The organism is Arthrobacter sp. 260 (genome assembly GCF_013116745.1).
Taxonomy (GTDB): Bacteria; Actinomycetota; Actinomycetes; order Actinomycetales; family Micrococcaceae; genus Arthrobacter_D.
This window is the reverse complement of record NZ_JABFOE010000014.1, coordinates 22,830-38,027: the sequence shown is the minus strand read 5'-3', so window position 1 is coordinate 38,027 and position 15,198 is coordinate 22,830. Positions and strand designations below refer to the sequence as shown.

Genomic DNA, 15,198 nt, shown 5'->3' with positions numbered 1-15,198 from the left:
CATGAGCGACCCGGTAGGGCCGACTGGACAGGCCCATCTCCAAAGTGACGAGGCTGAGAACACACCCGACGACGGGGAATCCGAGGCGGCGTCCCAGGCCGAGGCGCTGGCCAAAATGGAGGATCTGTGGCGCCGTGCCCTGGCCGATACGGACAACGTCCGAAAGCGGGCTGCCCGGGAGGGGGCCCAGCTCAGGGCCCAGGAACGCGCAGCGGTCTCTTTGGCATGGCTACCCGTCCTCGACAACCTGGAACTGGCGTTGGCCCACGCCCCGTCAGCGGAGGATCCGTTCGTCGCCGGCATAGCCGCTATCCGATCCCAAGCCGTCGATACCCTGGTTGGTCTGGGATATCCGCGGATAGACGGCGAGAACGTCCCCTTCGACCCGCGGATCCACGAGGTAGTCAGTGTGTCGGAAACTGACGAGGCTCCACCAGCGACTGTGCTGTCCGTTTTGCGCCCGGGCTACGGCCGAACGGACGCCGTTCTCAGGCCGGCCGCCGTCGTTGTGAGCCGGGCGGTGAGTGCTGACCGTGGCTAAGGACCCCTATTCGATTCTCGGAGTCTCCAGGACGGCGGACGCCGACGAGATCCAGCGCGCCTACCGCAAGTTGGCGCGCAAACATCATCCGGACGTTAACCGCGATCCAGACTCCGCGGACCGGTTCAAGGAGATCGGCGAGGCCTACAGCACCCTGTCGGATGCTGACACGAAGGCGCGCTATGACCGCTTCGGCTCTGATTTCCGTCAGTACGCCGGCAGCGGCGCCGGTTCGGCAGGAGGATCTCAGCGGTGGGGGTCCGGTGGGCCTCGTCCAGGTCCACGGCCCGGGTGGGGCGGGTATGACGACGACGTCAACAGGGGCGACGACGTGGATTGGGAAGACCTACTCGGCGGCTGGTTTCGACAGCAGGGAGCAGGCCCGACCCAGGGTGCGGACCATGAAGCAGAGCTGCGGTTGACCCTTGAAGAAGCGATCCGTGGCGGGCGGCGCACCGTCCGTCTGGCTCAGCAGGGCGGCGAGACCCGCAGCTATGACGTCGACGTGCCCGCCGGTGTGCAGGACGGTCAACGCATCCGCCTTGCGGGGGAGGGCGCCCAGGGCCGCGACGGGGGGCCGACAGGGGACCTGTTCCTGACCGTCCGTATCCAGCCGAACCCCCGATACCGGCTCAACGGCCGGGATATTCACTTTGACCTTCCCATCACACCGTCGGAAGCCGCTCTCGGGGCAAGGATCAAGGTCAGCGCACCAGCCGGACCGGTCACCATCACCGTTCCCGAAGGGTCTTCCAGTGGGCGACGGCTTCGACTCCGCGGCCAGGGCCTGCCCGATCCGAAGGGCCAACCGGGAAATCTCTATGCGGAGATCCGCGTCATGGTGCCGCCGCGGCTGACCAGTAAGGAACGCAAGCTGTACGAACAGCTTGCCGCCGCGTCCGAGTTCGACCCCAGGGAGGGACTTCCGTGAGCCGAGAATATCCACTCGTCTATCCATGGCGCCTGAATCTGGAGGCGGTGGCGCACAGCAGCGGAGTCCACCCCGACGTCGTCATGCGGTTCGTGGATCTTGATCTGATTCGGCCCCTGGGGGACGCACCGGGCGGACCCTGGTTCAGCCCGCGGGTCCCGGACCTCATAGCACGCGTTCTGAGACTCCATTCGGAGCTGTCGCTGAATTATGCGGCAATCCCGTTGGTACTCGATCTGTTGGTGAGGGTCGACTCGCTTGAACGACGGTTGGTTGAAATCACGCAGGTGGAAGGGACAGCTTCACAATGAACATGGAGAGTTTGACGCAAAAGTCGCAGGAGGCGTTGGCTGAGGCTCAACGGTTGGCTCAACGCAATGGGCACACCGAGACCGACGGGGAACATCTGCTGCTTGCCCTGCTGGAACAGGAGAATGGCCTTGTTCCACGTCTGCTCGTGGGAATGCAGGTGGAGCTTGATGAACTGAGGACCGCCGTCGAGACCGAGCTGAAGCGCAAGCCGAAGGTTACGGGTCCGGGAGCTGCACCGGGCCAGGTCTACGTGAGCCGCCGGTTGTCCGCGCTTCTGGACACCGCTGAACGTGAAGCAAAACGGCTCAAGGACGAGTATGTCTCGGTGGAGCACCTGCTGGTGGCCCTGGCGGAGGAAGGGCGGTCCACAGCAGCCGGCAGGGTGCTGGCTGACCACCGGGTCACGCGTGAGGCATTCCTTTCGGCCCTGACCCAGGTGCGCGGAAATCAGCGGGTCACCTCCGCAACACCGGAACAGACCTACGAGGCTTTGGAGAAGTACGGCCGCGATCTGGTTGCGGATGCCCGGACTGGGAAGCTGGATCCGGTGATCGGCCGCGACGCGGAAATCCGTCGGGTCGTCCAGATACTATCTCGCAAGACCAAAAACAACCCGGTGCTGATCGGTGAGCCTGGCGTTGGCAAGACCGCCATTGTGGAGGGACTCGCCCAGCGGATCGTTCGGCAGGACGTACCGGAAGGACTGAAGAACAAGACCATCTTCTCCCTCGATCTGAGCTCGCTGGTGGCAGGTGCGAAATACCGCGGAGAGTTCGAGGAGCGGCTGAAAGCGGTGCTGGCCGAGGTGCTGGCGGCGGAAGGAAGGATCCTGCTGTTCGTCGATGAGCTGCACACTGTTGTGGGGGCAGGCGCGTCCGACGGTTCGATGGACGCTGGGAACATGCTCAAGCCCATGCTGGCCCGTGGGGAGCTCCACATGATCGGCGCCACCACCCTCGACGAGTACCGCAAACACATCGAGTCGGATGCGGCTCTGGAACGCCGCTTCCAGCCGGTCGTGGTTGAGGAACCGAACGTCGAAGACGCTATTTCCATTCTTCGCGGCCTGCGGGAACGGCTGGAGGTATTCCACGGGGTGCGGATCCAGGATAGTTCGCTGGTGGCTGCGGCTACCCTTTCCCACAGGTACATCACTGACCGGTTTCTTCCGGACAAGGCCATCGACCTTGTGGATGAAGCATGCGCCCGACTGCGGACGGAAATTGATTCGATGCCCGCGGAACTGGATGAACTTACGCGGAAGGTCACACGGCTGGAGATCGAAGAGGCTGCACTCTCCAAAGAGAGCGATCCAGCCAGCAAGACCCGCCTGGAAGAGCTGAGGCGGGAACTGGCAGACCTGCGCGCCGAGGCGGACGCGAAGCGTGCCCAGTGGGAAGCCGAGCGTCAGGCGATTCACAAACTCCAGGAAATCCGCAGTGAACTGGAGCGGCTGCGGCTGGAGGCTGAAGAAGCCGAACGGAACTACGATCTCAACCGGGCGGCGGAGCTACGCTACGGCCAACTCGCCGACCTTGAACGGCGGCTGGCTGCTGAGGAGGAACGGCTCACCGCGAAACAGGGAGAAAAACGCCTGCTCCGGGAGGTCGTGACTGAAGACGAGATCGCCGACATCGTTGCGGCATGGACGGGCATCCCGGTCGCAAGGCTGAAGCAGGGCGAACGCGAGAAGGTCCTGCACCTGGATGAAATCCTGCGCGACCGTGTCGTGGGACAAGAGGAAGCGATTAGCGCGGTGTCGGACGCGATCATCCGCGCCCGCTCCGGTATCCGAGACCCCCGCCGTCCCATCGGCTCCTTCATCTTCCTCGGACCGACCGGCGTCGGGAAAACCGAGCTTGCGAAGGCTCTGGCCGCGGCACTCTTCGACAGCGAAAACGCGATGATTCGGCTGGACATGAGTGAGTACCAGGAGCGCCACAGCGTGAGCCGGCTTCTGGGGGCCCCTCCCGGTTACATCGGATACGACGAAGGAGGACAGCTCACCGAGGCAGTACGCCGGAAACCCTACTCGGTGGTGTTGTTCGACGAAGTGGAAAAGGCCCATCCGGATATTTTCAACACGCTGCTGCAGGTGCTCGATGATGGACGGATTACGGACTCCCAAGGCCGGACCATCGATTTCCGCAACACCGTCATCATCATGACCTCCAATATCGGCTCCCCTTATCTCCTGGAGGGCTCGACGGAAGGCGGGGCGATCACAGACGAGGCGCGCAGCATGGTCATGGGAGAGCTCCGGGCGCATTTCCGTCCCGAATTCCTCAACCGCGTCGACGATACGGTGCTGTTCGCACCCTTGGGATTACCGCAAATTGAGCGGATCGTTGACCTGCAGTTCCACCAGCTGCGGGAGCGCCTGGCCGAGCAGCAGATTGAGCTGCAACTCACCGAGGAGGCCCGCCTGTTGATCGCCGAACGCGGCTTCGATCCGATCTACGGAGCCCGCCCCTTGCGCCGCTACATTTCCCATGTGGTGGAGACACAGGTGGGCAGGGCGCTGCTGCGTGGCAGCATCGCGGAAGGCGGAATGGTGACAGTGACAGCAGCCGGAGGGGAACTGGTTGTCGACTACAGCACCATGGAACTGGAAGGGGCTGGAACCTCATGAACAAGGCCATCATCAAGTGTCCCCACTGCGGCAAATCCAACCGCGTTCCGGCGGCCGCCGACGGCCGGCCACGCTGCGGCAATTGCCATGAGGATCTTCCCTGGGTGGTTGAAGCAGGTGACGACGACTTCGGAGAGATCGCTGAACGGTCCGGCGTCCCGGCGCTGGTGGACTTCTGGGCGGTGTGGTGTGGCCCGTGCCGGATGGTGAGCCCTGTCCTGGACCAGCTGGCTCACGAACGCCCTGGGCAGATCAAACTTGTGAAGGTCGACGTCGACCGCTCGCCGCAGCTCTCCGCCAGATTCACCATTCAGGCAGTGCCCACATTAATGATCATCGTCGACGGAAAGATTGTCGCGAGGCAGGCCGGGGCAGCCCCCGCACCGGTGCTGAGGTCATGGTTGGAGGGGGCGCTTTCGAAGTAGCTCAAGGACCGCCGGATGGTTCAAGTCCTGCTTCATTCAGGGCGCGGTGTGCTCAGAGATGGATCGCTCCGGGCCTGAGCTGCCCAGGACTGTAGGAGTGGAAGTAATGCAGCGGTCGCGGAGTCCGGTTCTACGGTGTAGACGATCAGTCGCTGATCGGGGTCATGCGGCGTGTTGACGGCCTCGATGCCGAACACGAGGATCCCGAAGTGGGGGTGCTCGATGCGCTTGGTGACCGACGTCTGGTCCGTGACTCCGTGATCATTCCACCACCGCGCGACGTCCGGGTCCTCGGTGCGTAACTTGCCGACAAGCGTTTTGAGCTTGCGGTCATAGGGACGCCGTCCGGTCTCGTAGCGCAAGCCACCGACGGCTGCGGCAGCGAAGTCAGACCAGTTGAGGATCCGCTCCCGTGCCTCCGGGGCCTGAAACAGCCATCTCATGAAGGACGATCCCGGATCGAGTTCGGTACCCAGCACGGTGCACAGGAGCCCATTGCGTGCGAGAACGTCGCCGCGCCTGCCCAGGAGCAACGCGGGAACATGGTCAAGCGTCGTCAGCAGGCGAAGTAGACCGGGGTCAGCTCGCTGGGGTGCCTCCCACCCGGAATCACGGGACTTAGCGGGCGAAACGGCCAGGTCAAACAGGTGCGTCGTTTCAATCTCGTCCAACCGGAGTGCCCGTGAGAGGGAGAGCACGATGTCGCTGCTGAGGTGTTGTTGACGACCCTGCTCGATCCGGCTGTAATGATCGGTGCTGAGGCCCGCAAGGTGCGCTACCTCTTCTTTACGGAGCCCTAATACACGGCGGCGGCCAGGCAGGGGATCGATGCCAGCCTGTGCCGGTGTCAAACGGTCTCGGCGCGTGCGGAGGAAAGCGGCGAGGGCGGTACGGTCTGCAGGCACCCTCCCAGTATAGGAAGCGACGTCCGAACGAGGGTGGTCATCCCATGCCTAGGCACCGCTTGCACTGGTGCGTCCCCGGCAAGTCGGTTGGAATGAAGAACATGACCACAATTAATCAGTCCCAGTCAGATTCCCTTTCCCTCTCCGGCCGCCGTGCGGTTGTTACCGGTTCCACCAGCGGCATCGGTGCCGCTACCGCCCGTCTCCTCGCCGCCCGCGGCGCCCACGTACTCATCACCGGGCGGGACCGCGGGCGCGGCGAAGACGTTGTGGCGGGCATCCACCGCGACGGCGGTGCGGCCACTTTTGTCCCGTCTGACCTCTCGGCTCCTGCTGACGAACTGCGCTCCGCCGCGCGGTCCTGGGAATCCGCTCTTGGCGGTGCAGTCGATCTTCTGGTGCATAACGCTGCCGTGTGCCCGGCCGTGGATACGTTGTCCCTCACCGACGAGCATCTTGAAGCTACCCTTGCGGTCAACATTCGCGCTCCGCACGTGCTCACGGCTGCGTTGGTACCGGGCATGCTTGAGCAGGGGGCCGGCACTATCGTGGTGATCGGATCCTGGATGTCGACAGTGGGCCACGCGATTGTCGGACTGTACTCGGCATCAAAGGCCGCGGAGGAACAGCTCGCGCGCAGCTGGGCTGCGGAGTTCGGGCCCCGAGGCGTTCGCGTCAATACCGTCTCGCCGGGAGCCACCCGTACCCCAATCAATGCAGGGGCCGGGGACATCATCGCGCAAATGACTGCTGGGACCCCCGCGGGCCGCCCGGGTACTCCCGATGAAATTGCCGCAGCTGTTGCGTGGCTGGCGTCGCCGCAGGCAGCCTATATCCACGGCGCTACGTTGGCCGTCGACGGTGGCATCACCACTACCCGGGCATCCTGAGCTGGCGGATTCGCAAATGACCTACTGAGTTCACAATCCGCTGGCAGCCGATCCCGATCGTCGATGTAGTGGCCGTGATTGCAGGGCGGCAAATCCCGTTTGGGACGTGGACCGCCCAGACACTGTCTGCTCTATGCTGAGCCGATGAGGAAGGGGACGGTTCTTGCGTCAGCGGTGCTGGGTCTCACCGGACTTATGGCGGTCCTGACATGGCGCGGACCCCGCCTGCCGTCCGGTACCAGGCAGACGATCGCCCGGGTCCGCGGCGGACCCATAAGCGGAGTGATTCGTGGTGAAACAGGGAATGCCAGGTCGGGCGGGGTGGACATTTGGTACGAGTCCATCCCTCCCGCCGGCGTCGAGCACGGTGTGGTCCTGCTGAACGCCTCTCTCGGTGTGAGCTCACTGTTCTGGCCTCCGGAGTTCCTGCGCGGCCTGGCGACAGCAGGGTACCGCGTCGTCAGGTACGACCATCGGGGCACTGGGGGCTCAAGTTGGATGACTGACTGGAGTCGGAAGAACCCGTACTCGCTGATAGACATGGCGGGCGATGCGATAGCCGTCCTCGACGAGCTGCGCATCGCCCGCGCCCACGTGGTCGGGCTCTCACTCGGGGGTTTCGTCGCCCAGGAAATCGCGATCGCCCACCCGGGGCGTGTTCACTCGCTGAGTCTCATGTCGACCTCCGCGGACCCGACGGACCCGTCGATGCCGGGACCCCGAACCTGGCAGCTGATCGAATCCGCGATCAAGGGCCTTCCACAGTTCCGCTATCGGTTGCTGGGAGGGGAGACGAATCTTGTCAAAGAACTCATCGCGGGGTTAGTTGCGCAGGGCGGCGACGAACCTATCGACGTCGAAGAGTGGACCAAAATTGTTCTTTACGACCTGAGAGAACGAAACGGACTTAACTTTCGTGCACTCTTCCAGCACCAGGCCGCGGTCGCTGTGACACGCTCTCGGTACCCGCTTCTGGGAACAATCACTGCGCCTACCTTCGTGATTCACGGAAAAGCCGACGTGATCTTGCCGATCGAACACGGACACCGACTCGCTGCAGCCATTCCATCGGCCCGCGGCCTTTGGTTGGACGACGCAGGGCACCCGTTCCCGTACCCACACATGGCGCAGGTGATAGCAGCAATTACGAGACATCTAGAAGCAATGGATTCCGATGAACTCGATCCAGACGGACAGGACCAGACCAACTACAAGTGAGCTGCGGATTCGACGGCACTCAACGGAGTGCGGGCGACGCCGAGAAGGGTTCGTAACCGTAACGTGACTTCCCAACCAGTGTGGGGTACTCTCATTCGAGTGATCCCGGCACCCCGCCGAGATCATAATCCCGTGCAGAATGCCGAGCCCTGCCGCTGCACCGGGACCCGTTCGCACAATCCAGATGGCAGGGACGGGGGAACCACGTTTCCACCGGGCCACCGCACGCGGTGACCCTCGGGGTTAAGTCGATCTGACTATCCAGTGCAAGACCTGCAGCATCGTTCGCGATTGCCGGGAAGCTCAGGATGGCGGACGGCCGGGTGACTCCCATCCGAACCCGACAGCTCACCCCGCAGGCATGGGAGAGGCAATTACCATGTCACGTAAGACCATTTCGGCACGCCACCGCGCAGCCACCACCCATTCCATCGCTCTTGAAGGCCTGACCCAGTCCGCCAAGAACAATGCAGTAGCACTGGGCAAGCCAGCCATCATCGCCGTCGCGACCGGTAGCCTTGTCTTCTCCGTCGGAGCAACTGCCCACGCAAGCAGCTATACCCAGGACGTAGCAACAACCGCCCCCGCAGTGTCAGCGCCCGCCGCTTCCGGTGTCTACACCGTTGCCGCCGGGGACACCCTGGGCGCAATCGCTGCACAGCACGGTATCAACCTCGATACCCTCCTCGCGCAGAACGGCCTGTCCTACGCCTCAGTCATCTACCCCGGACAGCAGATCCAGCTCACCGGTGGCGCAGCAGTCAGCGCAGCCGCCGTTCCAGCAGCTACTGCAAGCCAGGCCTTCTACGCGGCACCAGCCGCTCCGGCAGCTGCACCTGCCGTACAGGAAGCAGCACCCGCCGCACCGGCAATCATGACCTTGGCTTCCGGCTCGATCACCCCCATTGCATCTGCAGCTAAGGCGGCACCGTCGGTTCCGGCCAGCGGAGTCGGCGCAGCGCTGGTCGCTTCGGCCTACAGCCAGATCGGGTCCATCCAGGACTGCACCGTGCTCGTCGAACGCGCTCTGCGCTCCATCGGCCTGAACGTCGGAGACCTCGGCCCCTCGCAGTTCGCTCAGTACGGCTCGGTCGTATCGTCACCAGCACCGGGTGACCTCGTGATCAACGCCGGACACGTCGCGATCTACGTTGGTGGTGGCAAGGTCATCAGCAGCGGCATGAACGGTGCCAACCTCACCATGGAGCACCCGCTGTCGGATCTCGCCGGATCATATTTCGTGCGAGTCAACGGCTAACATCTCAAGCTCTCGGACTAGTTCCGCGAACTGAACATAAGTGGCAGGTGTCCTGGACGGAGGGCACCTGCCACTTTGTCTTGTTGTCAACTGCTGCATCAGATGCCGCTGCTGTTCTCAGGGGTCGTGCCTGCTTCGGCGGAAATGCTTGCTGCGTCGTACCAGCGCAGAAGCCGAAGTGCCCTCAGGGTGTTCCACCTGCTCGGTGTTCCATCGGGTTCTTCGAAACGGAAGTGGACCGCACCGGGATGAGTGTTCTCCAGCGGCCACCGTCCATCTGGCCGACGCTTGGCTCGAACCAGGTCGATCGCCTCGGCCAGCCGCGGATCGGCCGGACCACTACGCAGAGCGAAGTAGCTCGTCGCCTTCAGCAGGTCATAGTGCCAGCGGGGAGGGTAGGAGAACTGAAGCCATCGCGGGTTCACCACTTCCCTAGTGCGCAGGGACCGAAACAGACCTCGCTGAAGCAAGTATTCCTCGCCCTTCTGGCGAGCTCGCCGGACCTCGTCCGATCCGCCGGTGAGTCCCTCCCACCTCAGTAAGGCGTCGACGACGTCAAGTGTGCTCGCGAAAGAGCCGGGCGCCGAGGGCGATTCAGCCCAGCAGTTCCAACCACCGTCAGGCAGTTGGTCGGCCATGAGTCGCTGCACCACCTGGTCGACGTCGATGTCTAGGTAAGTGCCGATCAGAATAGTGCCAGCATTGATGCAGCAGTCGACTTCCCCTGCGAAAAATGGCAACCCGTCGTACTCCCACCGGCAGTTATGCGCGACCAGCTGTGCGGTCTCACGCATGACTGCGCTGTTCGGCGGTACACCCAAGTGACAGAGGTCGAGCAGCACCGGGTAGGTAGGGGTCCATGGTTGCCCCGCCTGTTCACCAGGTATATCGGTCGGTTCGGCGTCGGGTGATGGGAATGGTGGGGGTGGCTCCCCGTTCGCAAGGGCTTGAGCGGTGTTCTTGGTGAACGCCGCGGTGTTCGGGAAGCATGCCCCGTTAGCCCACTGTCCATCAGGTGCTCGTAGAGCGAGGAGCCCAGCGCCCCACCCTTCGTGCTCTACCCGTGCTCGCTCGGCTACGACCTCATCCTGCGGGGCGTCGAGGAGATCGCTCAGTACCTGCCACCGGATGGCGGGATCACCTTCCAGCAACCACTCCACGACCGGGTCTGTCCCTGCCATCGGAGGCTTCTTGGGTTGGTAGGGGCCATACTTCAGCGAAGCGTCCACCGTCGCATAGTAGTTGAAAGCAATGACGCAATAAAGGGTGAAGGAAGCGTCAGCGAGTCGTCATCGATGAGCCGGGAGGGTTCGGCATCCCGTATCTTTAACTGGTGGTTACCCGACGTGTTGCAGCTCAGACCCTTGATATCCCCCTGGAGATGGCACACCGCCACGGTATCCCAAGCAGGCTGACCGACGCCGAGCTGTCCGAGCTTGTGAACAATCCGCCCGCGTGGCTCGTCCAGTCCAGAGAAAACCGCACGGGCAAACGGCCAGTCTGGGTCCAGCTGACCTGCGTTGTCTGCGGCTTCTCGGAAGCCGCTCGCCCCAAGAAGTGGTGGCCGCCGTTCACATATGTCGCTTGCTCCCACCACGCACACGATGAAATCCCGCTAGTACTGCCGAGACTTGTTCGGAGCGAGTACGAGGGTATTGGGAGCAGGTTCGTCGGCATCGTCGATGTAGAAGTGCCCGCTACCTGAATCCAGCAGTCACGTCTCGGTGTACCGCCTCCTTGGAGAACCGTGAAGCCGCTGCCGGCCAGTCCACCCCATCTGCGTCGATGACCCGTGACTGACCGGTATGGCAGAGTCTCCGCTATTAGGCTGCAATACCGGGGGCCTGGACCAACCCGGCACCAATATCCAGTGGATCCGTGGCGGGGTCGAGAGGTTTGAACGTCCCGGAACCGATGACTTTGGATTGAAGAAGTACCGGGCTCAGCGGTCCTTGTGCCAGAAGGCGTTCAGCCCACAAAGCGGTTACGCCAGCCACGTGCGGGGTTGCCATGCTCGTTCCGCTGATGGTCTTGGTGCCCCCGTTGAGCCAGGCGCTGAAGACGCCGACTCCGGGGCCAGCAACCGTTGCCAACGTGTTGGAGAACGGTGCTACGGTGAGGCGGCCAGTGCCGTTTCCATTGGCCAATGCTGCGACCGAAGTGATTCCAAACGCGGCGGCTGGCGGCGCCACGTTGACCTCGTAGGCGGGCGTACTGGACCGTTTGCTTTCATTGCCAGCGGCGGCAACGACGAGGGTGGTCTGCGCGACGGAGGCACGGGCATTCAGGAGGTTAGCCAGCTGCTCGAATAGCCGGACATTCGCGCGATAACCTTCCAGGGCGATCGAAGTGGCTGCCGGGATAGACAGGCCATGGACCGTGACAAGCTCGTCCACCCAGCCCGGGAAATCTATCCCAAGCGACATGGATATGACGTGGGCACCGTTGTCGGCAGCCCACAACATCGCTGAGGCAAGGATGTCGCTGCTGCCACCGTTCGGGCCGCCGAGCACCTTCCCAATCAACGCTTTCTGAACACCGGGAGCAACACCTATCCGCTGGCCCGCAATGTCCCGGCCAAAGATGGTTCCTGCGCAATGCGTTCCATGGCCGTTGTCATCCTCGGCGCTACCGGCACCCGTGAAGTCCTTGGTAATTAGGTCGACCCCCGCAAAGGCTGGGTGATCGGCGTCGATACCCGTATCGAGGACCGAGACGGTGACGCCGGCGCCAGTGAACGGCGAGGTATCTGCTCCAACGGCTTTGACTCCCCAGGTCACAGTCGAAGCGGCAGCTGGTTCCGCTTCGAGGGGTTCAACAAGTTTCATGGGCATCGCGGGGGCGACGCTCAGGACCGTCGAGTCATTCCGCAAGGCTCTGAGGGTTGCATGCGAGGGGTTATCGTCCTTCTCTACAGTCAATCCTGTGGCACGTTCCGCCAGGTCCTGGGCAGCGGTTTCAAGCCCGCGGGCGCCTGGTCCGTCGAAGGGGTCACGCGTTGCCCGCGCGGGCGCACGAAGAATGACGATCCCAGGGTTAAGCATTTCGGACATCGTAGGCTCCTTCGCCTATATATCTCTGAAGTGGTGTTAGTTTCGAAAAGCGGGCCGCAGTGCTGCGCCCGGAAGATCGGGAAATTCCGATCCACGGTTGACGCGATCAGCTTCTAGCCTGGCCACTCATTCCAGAGTTGAGTTGATCCGCGCCATGGAGTCAGGTGTACACCGGGAGGCGTTACTTAGGCGTTACCCGCTGGCGAATGGCTGAAAGGCGATAGGGCCGGACAGTATCGGCTGGAGTTAATCCCGGCTGTTACTGGAGCGGGTTGCGCTGTAGGAACCCGATGACGTGCGCGGTTGCTTCGGATTCCTCAAGATAGTATCCGTGCCGGGCTGCCTGGAGGAGCATCAGTTCGGCATTGGGGATGGCCGCGGCAATACGCTCGGCATTGCCAGGAGGAGTCATTTCATCGTCAGTGCCGTGAATCACCAGGGTAGGTGCAGCAATCAGGTGCAGGCTATCCCAGGCGTCATGGTTGCGGCTGGCCGCAAGATGGAGACGCCGTGCATGGCGTGATGCCGATTGGTTGAAGAACGCTTCGGCGTCTTCTCTGCGGGTGCCGCTGCGAAAGAACAGCTTCGCAATCAGGTCGGGGTCACCGCTGGCCAGATCCGCGGTGGCCTGCTGGGACCGGGGCACGCCACGCCTGTCGCCGGCGGTCGTAGCCCCGAGGACCAACGATCCCAAGCGATCGGGGTGATCGATCGCCATCCACTGTGCAACCCGGCCACCCATGGAATGGCCATACACGTGGGCCCGCCCGACGCCAGCGGCGTCGAGCACCGCGACCGCATCGCGGGCGAACCCGGCGGTCGAGTAGGCCTCGTCGGGCCCGATCGAGCTCTGCCCCGTCCCGCGATGGTCAAACGTTATGACCCGGAAGTGCCTACCAAGCGATGGAAGCAGCGCATCCCACGAGCTGGAATCGACAGCCTGCCCACTAATGAGGAGCAGCGGTTCCCCGGAGCCAGCTTCCCGCCATGAGAGATGGGTACCGTCCGGTGCAGCCGCCAGCTGCTGTAGTGATCTGTCATGCATGGTTCAAGTCTGCCCCACCTGGGCAGCCAAGCTAGTCCGGAACGGTGACACTGCTACTGGCGGTGTCGTTGCGTGGCTCCGAGGCTGCCTCGGCGGACAATCCGTCGGGAGAGATCTCCAGCATGCTCGCTGTACCGAAGATTCCCTGCCCGACGACGACGTCGTGCCCGCGTGCCCGGAGCCCGTCGATCGTCGTTTGGGGGAGGGAGGATTCGACGTCGAGCACGTTGTTTGCTGCGTAAGGGAAGGTTGAGGCGGGGAACGCGGTGCTCACGAAGCGTGGCCTGGCGATCGCTTGCGTGGGGGAGAGCCCGAAGTCCACCACACTCATGAACTGCTGCAACTGGCCCTGCGGCTGAGTGTCTATCCCGGTGTTCCCGCCGAGAAGGTACGGCTTGCCGTCCCGAAGCGCCAGGTAGGGGTTGGAGGTGTGGCGCACCGTGGCCCCGGGGGCAACCACATTCACGTTGCCCTCCTCCAGGGACATGAAACGCATCCGCTCGTTGATGTGGATTCCGGTATCGCCGACCACCAGGAAATGGCCTCCAATGCTGGTGGTCACCGCAGCTGCGTTGCCGAAACTGTCGGCGACATGGAAGGTAGTCGTGTCGGAGGCGCTCCGCTCGATCCCGCTGTCGATGGGCCACTCTGCCGCCGTGTCGGGATCGATCCGGGATCGTTGTGCGGCGGCGTAGTCCTCGGACAGCAGTTCGGCGACTGGCACCGGGGCGCGATCCGGGTCTCCGACGAGGGCGTACCGGTCGGCGTAGGCGAGCTTGATGGCCTCGATCTGGGTGTGAACGACGGCGGGATCATCGGGAGAGAGACTGCTGAAGTTGTCCTCCCTCAAGATGCTGAGGGCCTCGAGCATCGCGATGCCTTGGCTATTGGGAGGATTCTGGTAGATGGTGATGTCGTCGGTGTATTCAAGCTCGATTGGATCGACGATTTCCGCTTCGAAAGAGCTGAGGTCCTCAGCGGTGAGATAGCCGTCGGATTGCTCGGAGAACGCGACGATTGAATCGGCAATGGGACCGCGGTAGAAGTAGTCACGTGCGGCGGTGACTGCCTCTGATCTTCCGGACGGCAGCGCTTCGTCGTACGCGGATGCCAGGGCTTCGAAGGTGTCCGCCAAATCGTTCTGGTAGATGGTCTGACCCGGCGCCGACAGCGAGCCCTCGCGGATATAGATGTTGCTCATCACCGGGCTGGCCCGGATTTCATTTTCGTGGACGCCGAGCCAATAGGACATCTCGGTGCTGACGGGGTAGCCATTACGGGCGAGACTGATGGCGGGGGCGAGCACTTCGTCGAGGTCCATGGTGCCATACTCGCCGAGCCAAACCATCCAGCCGTCCCACGCTCCGGGGACGATTGCCTGGTGCATGCCAGGGGTGCCAGCCCGGGGACCGTAGTCAGCGAGGGTAGCTCCACTGCCAGCTGGGCCCACACCGTTCACACTGGTTACCGCTTCAGCGTCGGCGTCGTAATAGAGTCCCCAGGTGTCTCCGCCGAGCGCACTTGAGTAGAAGGGCTCCACCACGCTCAGGACGGCGGCCATGGCAACCGAAGCATCAGCGGCGGTGCCGCCGGCGTCGAGAATTGCAGCGCCCGCATCGGTGGCCAGGCTATGCGAAGAGACCACCGCTTCCACCAGATCGGGGCTTGGCTCCGGTTCCGGCGAGGTGGTGACGGGGATCGGCGACGGCGTCGCTGGAGATTCCTGAGCATCGGTCGTCGCGGGGGTGACGGTGGGCGCCGCACCAGGCTGGCGGTTGCCAGTCAGGCTGACCACCACGACGACGGCGATCACCGCCATGGCCACCAGAGCGATGAGGGCCGGAATCCTAGGTATTGAGCGACGCACCAAGAAAACTCCTTCACAACGGGTCAAACCGACGCAGGTACCTATTACACGTGCGGGGGCCCTTCTTGGTTCGCGCCGTGCCGGGCGTCAGGGTGCGACGGGTGGAGCGCCCGCGGCACTT

14 protein-coding genes and 1 riboswitch are annotated in these 15,198 nt (G+C 63.2%); of the genes, 9 read left to right on the top strand and 5 right to left on the bottom strand.

Annotated elements, in window-relative coordinates:
- Position 1: 1 nt before the first annotated feature.
- From HMI57_RS14845 to trxA, 5 genes are read left to right on the top strand one after another with little or no spacing between them, the layout of a single operon-like run.
- A complete protein-coding gene (locus tag HMI57_RS14845; RefSeq protein WP_171586783.1) occupies positions 2-541 on the top strand; it encodes a nucleotide exchange factor GrpE in 540 nt (179 codons plus the stop codon).
- A complete protein-coding gene (locus HMI57_RS14840; RefSeq protein WP_171586782.1) occupies positions 534-1,472 on the top strand; it encodes a DnaJ C-terminal domain-containing protein in 939 nt (312 codons plus the stop codon). Before HMI57_RS14845 ends, HMI57_RS14840 begins: the two co-directional genes overlap by 8 nt.
- Positions 1,469-1,783: a chaperone modulator CbpM gene (locus HMI57_RS14835; RefSeq protein ID WP_171586781.1), complete on the top strand. Its 315-nt coding sequence runs from the start codon at positions 1,469-1,471 to the stop codon at positions 1,781-1,783. The genes HMI57_RS14840 and HMI57_RS14835 overlap by 4 nt, the downstream gene beginning before the upstream one ends.
- Complete coding sequence (gene clpB / locus HMI57_RS14830; RefSeq protein WP_171586780.1) at positions 1,780-4,416, top strand: ATP-dependent chaperone ClpB; 2,637 nt, start codon at positions 1,780-1,782, stop codon at positions 4,414-4,416. Before HMI57_RS14835 ends, clpB begins: the two co-directional genes overlap by 4 nt.
- Positions 4,413-4,841 carry a thioredoxin gene (gene trxA / locus HMI57_RS14825; RefSeq protein WP_171586779.1) on the top strand — a complete coding sequence of 143 codons (429 nt, stop codon included), beginning with the start codon at positions 4,413-4,415 and terminating at the stop codon, positions 4,839-4,841. The genes clpB and trxA overlap by 4 nt, the downstream gene beginning before the upstream one ends.
- A gap of 32 nt (positions 4,842-4,873) precedes the next feature.
- Here the strand turns inward: trxA and HMI57_RS14820 are convergent, their stop codons facing one another.
- The gene (locus tag HMI57_RS14820; RefSeq protein ID WP_171586778.1) at positions 4,874-5,746 is read right to left on the bottom strand and encodes a helix-turn-helix domain-containing protein; all 873 of its coding nucleotides are present in this window, start codon (positions 5,744-5,746) and stop codon (positions 4,874-4,876) included.
- A 101-nt stretch (positions 5,747-5,847) separates the two neighbouring features.
- On the opposite strand from HMI57_RS14820, the gene HMI57_RS14815 reads away from it, so the two are divergent.
- The 3 genes from HMI57_RS14815 (at position 5,848) to HMI57_RS14805 (ending at position 9,112) form a co-directional block, all read left to right on the top strand.
- Complete coding sequence (locus HMI57_RS14815) at positions 5,848-6,636, top strand: SDR family oxidoreductase (RefSeq protein WP_171586777.1); 789 nt, start codon at positions 5,848-5,850, stop codon at positions 6,634-6,636.
- A gap of 144 nt (positions 6,637-6,780) precedes the next feature.
- Entirely contained in the window at positions 6,781-7,854 is a 1,074-nt protein-coding gene (locus HMI57_RS14810; RefSeq protein WP_171586776.1) for an alpha/beta hydrolase, read from the top strand.
- A 130-nt stretch (positions 7,855-7,984) separates the two neighbouring features.
- A riboswitch (cyclic di-AMP (ydaO/yuaA leader) is annotated at positions 7,985-8,231 on the top strand.
- A 2-nt stretch (positions 8,232-8,233) separates the two neighbouring features.
- Positions 8,234-9,112: a LysM peptidoglycan-binding domain-containing protein gene (locus HMI57_RS14805; RefSeq protein ID WP_171586775.1), complete on the top strand. Its 879-nt coding sequence runs from the start codon at positions 8,234-8,236 to the stop codon at positions 9,110-9,112.
- A gap of 98 nt (positions 9,113-9,210) precedes the next feature.
- On the opposite strand, the gene HMI57_RS14800 is transcribed toward HMI57_RS14805, so the two are convergent.
- The gene (locus HMI57_RS14800; RefSeq protein WP_346655228.1) at positions 9,211-10,341 is read right to left on the bottom strand and encodes a hypothetical protein; all 1,131 of its coding nucleotides are present in this window, start codon (positions 10,339-10,341) and stop codon (positions 9,211-9,213) included.
- A 104-nt stretch (positions 10,342-10,445) separates the two neighbouring features.
- On the opposite strand from HMI57_RS14800, the gene HMI57_RS14795 reads away from it, so the two are divergent.
- Positions 10,446-10,817, top strand: coding sequence for a DUF5997 family protein (locus HMI57_RS14795; RefSeq protein ID WP_171586774.1), 372 nt, complete (start codon positions 10,446-10,448; stop codon positions 10,815-10,817).
- A gap of 118 nt (positions 10,818-10,935) precedes the next feature.
- On the opposite strand, the gene HMI57_RS14790 is transcribed toward HMI57_RS14795, so the two are convergent.
- The 3 genes from HMI57_RS14790 to HMI57_RS14780 all read right to left on the bottom strand — a co-directional run bounded on the left by HMI57_RS14790 (position 10,936) and on the right by HMI57_RS14780 (position 15,077).
- A complete protein-coding gene (locus tag HMI57_RS14790) occupies positions 10,936-12,165 on the bottom strand; it encodes a S8 family serine peptidase (protein WP_171586773.1) in 1,230 nt (409 codons plus the stop codon).
- 259 nt (positions 12,166-12,424) lie between these two features.
- Positions 12,425-13,210, bottom strand: a complete 786-nt coding sequence (locus tag HMI57_RS14785; RefSeq protein WP_171586772.1) for an alpha/beta fold hydrolase — start codon at positions 13,208-13,210, stop codon at positions 12,425-12,427.
- A 31-nt stretch (positions 13,211-13,241) separates the two neighbouring features.
- Positions 13,242-15,077 carry a gamma-glutamyltransferase gene (locus tag HMI57_RS14780; protein WP_216607550.1) on the bottom strand — a complete coding sequence of 612 codons (1,836 nt, stop codon included), beginning with the start codon at positions 15,075-15,077 and terminating at the stop codon, positions 13,242-13,244.
- Positions 15,078-15,198 lie beyond the last annotated feature (121 nt).

Bases quoted from the DNA above. Each gene is read 5' to 3' on its own strand.
- HMI57_RS14845 (WP_171586783.1), top strand. From the start codon at position 2: ATGAGCGACCCGGTAGGGCCGACTGGACAGGCCCATCTCCAAAGTGAC.
- clpB (WP_171586780.1), top strand. From the start codon at position 1,780: ATGAACATGGAGAGTTTGACGCAAAAGTCGCAGGAGGCGTTGGCTGAG.
- trxA (WP_171586779.1), top strand. From the start codon at position 4,413: ATGAACAAGGCCATCATCAAGTGTCCCCACTGCGGCAAATCCAACCGC.
- HMI57_RS14815 (WP_171586777.1), top strand. From the start codon at position 5,848: ATGACCACAATTAATCAGTCCCAGTCAGATTCCCTTTCCCTCTCCGGC.
- HMI57_RS14810 (WP_171586776.1), top strand. From the start codon at position 6,781: ATGAGGAAGGGGACGGTTCTTGCGTCAGCGGTGCTGGGTCTCACCGGA.
- HMI57_RS14805 (WP_171586775.1), top strand. From the start codon at position 8,234: ATGTCACGTAAGACCATTTCGGCACGCCACCGCGCAGCCACCACCCAT.
- HMI57_RS14790 (WP_171586773.1), bottom strand. From the start codon at position 12,165: ATGTCCGAAATGCTTAACCCTGGGATCGTCATTCTTCGTGCGCCCGCG.
- HMI57_RS14785 (WP_171586772.1), bottom strand. From the start codon at position 13,210: ATGCATGACAGATCACTACAGCAGCTGGCGGCTGCACCGGACGGTACC.